The sequence below is a fragment of the Streptomyces sp. NPDC094143 genome (assembly GCF_040303825.1).
In the GTDB taxonomy this organism is placed as follows: domain Bacteria; phylum Actinomycetota; class Actinomycetes; order Streptomycetales; family Streptomycetaceae; genus Streptomyces.
In genome coordinates, this window is record NZ_JBEOTZ010000059.1 from 22,512 (window position 1) to 28,600 (window position 6,089).

The 6,089-nt window shown below is 75.5% G+C and carries 4 protein-coding genes; all 4 read right to left on the minus strand.

Annotated features, from left to right (window positions below; translation table 11 throughout):
• Nucleotides 1-36 precede the first annotated feature (36 nt).
• Nucleotides 37-3,924: a trypsin-like peptidase domain-containing protein gene (locus ABTZ58_RS37230; RefSeq protein WP_351367040.1), complete on the minus strand. Its 3,888-nt coding sequence runs from the start codon at nucleotides 3,922-3,924 to the stop codon at nucleotides 37-39.
• 256 nt (nucleotides 3,925-4,180) lie between these two features.
• Nucleotides 4,181-5,086 (minus strand): tRNA pseudouridine(55) synthase TruB, encoded by a 906-nt coding sequence (gene truB, locus ABTZ58_RS37235; protein WP_351367043.1) that lies wholly within the window; start codon nucleotides 5,084-5,086, stop codon nucleotides 4,181-4,183.
• Nucleotides 5,083-5,535: a 30S ribosome-binding factor RbfA gene (rbfA, locus tag ABTZ58_RS37240; RefSeq protein WP_309094365.1), complete on the minus strand. Its 453-nt coding sequence runs from the start codon at nucleotides 5,533-5,535 to the stop codon at nucleotides 5,083-5,085. Before rbfA ends, truB begins: the two co-directional genes overlap by 4 nt.
• A 44-nt stretch (nucleotides 5,536-5,579) precedes the next feature.
• The gene (locus tag ABTZ58_RS37245; RefSeq protein ID WP_010042759.1) at nucleotides 5,580-5,873 is read right to left on the minus strand and encodes a DUF503 domain-containing protein; all 294 of its coding nucleotides are present in this window, start codon (nucleotides 5,871-5,873) and stop codon (nucleotides 5,580-5,582) included.
• Nucleotides 5,874-6,089 lie beyond the last annotated feature (216 nt).

Here is a 6,089-nt window from a genome sequence, read left to right on the forward strand (position 1 = left end):
CATGGGGGCTGTGACCGGGCGCACGGCACCCGCCGGTCAGGCCGGGACGCGGACGCCCGCCAGGTTCTCGATCGTCCGGTGGGAGCTCGGCCCGACCAGGGCCGCCCACTCGTCCGGCGCGTCGGCGAGCCAGCCGGCCACGCGGACGGCGAAGCCGGGCACGTGCCGTCCGAGGTCGACCAGGGCGCGGTCGAAGCGGCCCGCGCCCTCGGGGGTGCGGCCCAGGAGCAGGCCGATGCGGTGGACCAGGTCGCGCAGGTCGTCGCCGCCGTTGCGGGCGGCGGCCTGCAGCAGCGCGTCCAGGACGTCGGTGTCGTGTTCGCGGGCCAGGAGTGCCTCGCGCAGTTCCCGGCGCAGCGGGCGGGAGGCGGGGATGCCGGGCGGCGTGAGGACGCCGGCGAGGGCGCAGCGCAGCCGCACGGGGCCGCCCTCCAGCAGACCGGTGACCAGGGGCAGGAGCACGGCCCGGGCGGCGGGGCCGCGGTCGAGCCGCTGGTCCACGTAGGCGGCGACCGGCCCGGCCAGTTCCGGTCGCCGTTGCGCCGCCTGCCGGACGAGCGCGGCGACGGGCCGGGCCAGCCCGGGCGGGGTGGCGTCGGCGAGCGCCCGCAGCGCCTCGTCCGCGTCCGGCCGCTCCAGACGTGCCGCGAAGGCGCCGAGCACCGGTTCGGGGTGGGTGAGCAGGGCCCCGGCGAGCGCGTCCGGCGGGAGGTGCGGGTCGCCCGCCGCGAAGTGCTCCAGCGCCCGGGGCAGGTAGCGGACCCGGGTGTGCGGGTCCTGGACGAGGAGCGCGAGGGCACCGCCGTGCAGGGCGCGGTCGGCCGGGCGGGCGAGTAGGGTGAGGGCCGCGTAGCGCAGCAGGGCGCGGTCGCCCCCGGTGGTGACGTGGGGGGCGACGCGCAGCCCGTGGGCCATCGCCGCGGCGCGCCGGTCCGGCCGCTCGTCGCGTGCCCACCGGTCGGTGGCGCGGCACAGCGCCGACGGTTCCTCCTCGGCCAGTACCGCGAGCAGTTCGTCGGCCCGCCGGTGCGCACGGTCGACGAGCACGTCCACCAGTTCGTCCAGGGCGCGGTGGCGGTGGGTGTGCAGCAGCGCCTGCGCGGCCAGGGCCACGGTCGCGTGCGGGGTGGCGGGCAGCGGCTGCTCGTCGTCGAACCAGCGGACGAGCTGCGGCTGTACGGTGACGGGGTCGGCGGACAGCAGCCGTGCGACGGCGTCCAGGAAGCGGGGGCCGGCCTCGCACGGCGGTCCGTCGGCGTGCACCAGCCGTCCGAGCAGCCCGAACCGGGCGCCTTCGGCCAGCCGGAGGCCGGTCCAGAAGTCCGGCCCGAGCACGTCCGGCACGGGCCGCTCCTGCCGCCGCCAGGCCACGACCCGGTCGGCGAGCAGCCGCAGCACGTCGGTGTACGGCGTGGCGTCCGGCACCGCCGCCAGCGTCCCGGCCAGCAGCCGGGCGGCCCACCAGGACTCCGGGTCGGCGTCCAGGGCGTGCACCAGGCCGGCCAGGCGGGATGCCAGCGGTCCGGTGCCCTGCTGCCGTTCGAGGCAGAGCAGGGCCTGGACGACGGGTCCGATGCGGTGGTGCGGGACGGGGTGGGACGGCTTGTCCCGGCGGCGGCGTTGGACGAGGGCGTGCAGGGCCTCGTCGAGGTCGAGGTGCAGGCCGTGGAGCCAGTCGGCGAGCTCCTCGTGGGCGAAGCGGTAGCCCGGCCCGGAGGGTACGAGCAGGCCCTCGGCGAGCACGGCCGAAGCCCAGCCGGTGCCGCCGCCGAGACGCTCCGGGGCGGTTCCCCAGGGGAACACGGCCTCGAACGCCTCCGGGTCCAGGTCCCCGAGCCCCGGGCCGAGACTGCGCCGGGCGGCCTCGTGCACCTGCCCGGCGACCTTCGCGGCCAGCCGGCGTACGGCGGTGCCGCGCAGGCCGTTGCCGGCGGCCAGGCGCGTGGCGATCCGCAGGGCCATCAGGTCCACGTAGGCGGCGAAGACGTCGTTCCGGTCGAGCGTGGCGGCGGGCCGCTCCGGGGCGTCATCGAGCGCGGCCCGGATCTCGGCGAGCAGACGGAGCGTGAGGGGATGCCGGGCGTCCGTGCCGGCCAGGGCGCTCCGCGGGATGCCGAGGCGCTCGCCGGCCTCCCGGGCCTCGTCCTCGGTGAGATCGCCGAGCGGCACGCACGCGGGCCGGTGCAGCGGGTCCAAGACCTCCTCCCAGTACTCCGCCCGGCACGCCACCACCAGCCGCACACCCGTCTCGCGCAGCCACCGCAGCGTCCCGTCCGCCCAGTCGGCGAACCGGCGGGCCAGGGCCGGCGGCATCTCCTCGGGACCGTCGAGCAGGAGCAGCAGGGGCCGGCCGAGAGAGGCAGCGCGGTGGGCGAGACGCTCAGGCGAGAGGTCACCGGGACCGGCCGGGGACGCAGCCGACGCGACGGCGACCGGAGACTCAACCCGCGCGGCAGCTGACGCCGGAGACGCAGCCCGCGCGGCGCCCACAGCCGGGACGGTTGCGGACGAGCCCCGCGCCACGGCCGGGACGGACGGAGACGAGCCCCGTGTGGCAGCCGCCGCAGCCGAGGCAGCCCAAGACAAGCCCCATGCGGCGACCACGGCCGAGGCAGCCGGGGCCTCAGCCTGAGCTGCAGCCGCAGCCGAGGCGGCCGAAGACGCAACCCGCGCGGCGCCCACAGCCGGGACGGTTGCCGACGAGCCGCGCGCCACGGCCGGGACGGACGGAAAGGAACCCCGCGCCGCGGCCGGGGCGGTCGAAGACGAGCCCCACGCGGCAGCCGCACCCGAGGCGGCCGGGGACTCAGCCTGAGCCACAGCGGCAGCCGGAGACGCAGCCCTGGCGGCAGCTACACCCGAGGCGGCCGGAGACGCAACCCGCGCGGCGCCCACCACCGGGGCGGCCCGGGTCAGTGCCCGGCGGGCCGCGTCCGCCACCGACGTGTCGTCCTCCCGCAGGTCGCAGCCGCGCAGCCACAGCGTGGGATGTCCGCCGCGTGCGCGCCGGGCCGCGAGCGCCGCGAGTTCCGTCGTACGGCCGCTGCCGGGCGCCCCGACCAGACCGAGGACGGACTCCGGTCCCGACGCGAAGGCGCTGAACTCCGCTGCCACCGCCGCCCGTTCGACCGGTTCCGGGAGGCCGGGAGACTGGGGCGGGCCGTCCAGGCACACCGAGACGCCGGTCAGCTCCAGCACTCCGGCCAGGTTGAGGTCGTCCCCGTACGCGGGGACCGTCGCCGCGTTCTCGGCGAGCAGGTCGGCCAGCGGGCCCGCCACCCCGGGGACCCCCGGATGCAGGGGCACGGCGAACCCGACGTCTCGGTGGTCGGAGCGGAGCGCGGTGCCGAGGACGGCGACGACGGCTCCTGTCACGGCGTCCACCACCGGACCACCGGCCGCTCCCCCGCCCAGCCGCAGCGCGTCCCGCCCCGCCGTGCCGACCGCCAGCTCCAGCGCGCCGTCGATGTGGTGGAAGCGGTCCGTGGCCGCGTACGTCACGCCGGTCGCGCCCAGGACCCGCGCCTCGCGCCAGCCGCCGGCGGCGATCCGCACATAGGTGCCGGTCCCGGCCCCGTGCCGGGCGGTGACGGGCAGCGGCGGCACGCCGAGGCCCTCGGTCCGGACGAGGGCCAGTCCGAGCGCGGGCAGTGGCGTGATCGCGTCGGCGGTCACGACCCGGCGGCGGTCGCCCGCCCCGTACAGCACGAGCCGGGGCAGGCCGTCGACGGCCTCGTGGCTGGTGACGAGCGTGCCGTGGTGGTCGGCCAGGAAGCCGGTGCCCCGCGGGCGGCCCGCCAGGTCGTGGATACGCACGAGCGCCTCGTCCGGAGGTGCCTGGTCCGCGCACTCCCCCGGTCCGGGGTGGCCCGGGGAGTCCGGTGCGCTGTCGTCCGTCTCCCGGGACCGGTTCCGCGACGTCATCGTCGAGCCTCCCCGCCGTACACCCGTGCCCTGGTGTTCGACGTTAGGGGCGGGATGATCAGCGGGACAGATCGCCTCGCGAAAGCGCCCCCTTCCGCTCCCCCGGTTCACTCCGAGCGCCCGCACGGACGGGTGAACGGACGGGGGCGGCTGGATACACCCTAGGGGTGGGGGAACCGAGGGGGGACCGTGGAGCGGCGGCAGTGGAGGTACCCCGTGACCGCCGCTCCACGGGCGGACCGCCCGGGGCGGGCCGTCAGCCGAAGACGGCCAGGCTCTTCGCCTTGCCCTTCTGCTCCTCGACGAGGGCGAGGAAGCGGCCCTCCGGGTCGAAGACGGCGACCGGGCCGGAGCCCGCGTACTGGTCGGGCATCTCCAGCCGCACGCCGTTGGTCAGCAGCTTGGCACGGCGCGCGTCGACGTCCCAGCGGGAGAACGCGGCCGCGGCGGCCTCGGCGACCGGCATCACGGTCAGCTCCTGCTGGAGCTGGTCCAGGGTGCGGGCCGCGTCCAGCTTGTAGGGGCCGACGCGGGTGCGGCGCAGGGCGGTGAGGTGACCGCCGACACCGAGGTCGGCGCCCAGGTCACGGGCGAGGGCCCGGATGTACGTACCGGAGGAGCAGACGACCGACACGACCAGGTCGAGCACGGGCGTGCCGTCCTCGGCGACGGCGTCCCGGACGTCGTACACGCCGAAGGAGGAGACCGTCACGGGCCGGGCGGGGATCTCGAACTCCTCGCCCTCCCTGGCGCGCTTGTAGGAGCGCACGCCGTTGATCTTGATGGCGCTGACCTTGGACGGCACCTGCATGATGTCGCCGGTCAGCTTGGCGATGCCGGCGTCGATGGCCTCGCGGGTCACCTCGGAGGCATCGGTGGAGGAGGTGATTTCCCCCTCGGCGTCGTCCGTGAGGGTGTTCTGCCCGAGCCGGATGGTGCCCAGGTACTCCTTCTCGGTCAGCGCGAGGTGGCCGAGGAGCTTGGTGGCCCTCTCGACGCCGAGGACGAGGACGCCCGTCGCCATCGGGTCGAGGGTGCCGGCGTGCCCGACGCGTCGTGTCCGGGCGATGCCGCGCATCTTGGCGACGACGTCGTGCGAAGTGAAGCCCGACGGCTTGTCGACGATGACGAGGCCGTCGGGCGTGGAGTGCTTCTGGGTCATTCGGCGGTGTCGTCCGTCTCGTCGTCCTCGTCCGGCTTGCGGTACGGGTCGGCGTCACCGGCGTACTTCGCCCCGGCGGACGCCTCGCGCACCTTCTCGTCGGACTGGCGCGCCTTGTTGAGGAGGTCCTCGATGTTCCGGGCGGTGTCCGGGAGGGCGTCCATGACGAAGGTCAGGGTCGGCGTGAACTTCACCCCGGCGGCCCGGCCCACCTCGGAGCGCAGGACGCCCTTGGCGCTCTCCAGGCCGGCGGCGGCCGCCGCGCGCTCCTCGTCGTCCCCGTACACGGTGTAGAAGACGGTCGCCTCCCTGAGGTCACCCGTGACCCGGGTGTCCGTGATGGTGACGTGCGAGCCGAGCCGCGGGTCCTTGATCCCGCGCTGCAGCTTCTGGGCCACCACCTCTCGGATGAGGTCCGCCAGCCTCTTAGCCCGCGCGTTGTCGGCCACTGGTCCGTCTCCCGTTCTTTCCTGTCCGGTTCGTTCTCGGTTCGTCAGTCGTCTTCGCCGTGGAAGCGCCGCCTGACGGACAGCAGCTCCACTTCGGGGCGGGCGGCGACCAGCCGTTCGCACCGGTCGAGTACCTCGCTCAGGTGCCCCGCGTCACCGGACACCAACGCGAGGCCGATGACCGCCCTGCGGTGGAGGTCCATGTGGTCCACCTCGGCCGCGCTCACCGCGTACTTGCGCTGGAGCTCGGCGACGATGGGACGGACGACGGAGCGCTTCTCCTTCAGCGACCGTACGTCGCCGAGAAGCAGGTCGAAGGACAGAGTCCCCACGTACATGTGTGTCCGGATGACCCGCCGGTACGGGATCGATGGCCCTGCGCTGTCAATACGGCAGGAACACCAGGAACGTTACCGCGAACGGGCCGGGGGCTCGATCGGGTTTTCCGGTGCGCACCGCGCACCAACGGCCGGCCGGCCGACGCGGCGGGCCGGGCGTGAAGATCACCGATGTCCGGATCGACGGCACCAACAACGGCTCCGGCATCCTCGCCA

Bases quoted from the DNA above. Each gene is read 5' to 3' on its own strand.
- ABTZ58_RS37230 (WP_351367040.1), bottom strand. From the start codon at position 3,924: ATGACGTCGCGGAACCGGTCCCGGGAGACGGACGACAGCGCACCGGAC.
- truB (WP_351367043.1), bottom strand. From the start codon at position 5,086: ATGACCCAGAAGCACTCCACGCCCGACGGCCTCGTCATCGTCGACAAG.
- ABTZ58_RS37245 (WP_010042759.1), bottom strand. From the start codon at position 5,873: ATGTACGTGGGGACTCTGTCCTTCGACCTGCTTCTCGGCGACGTACGG.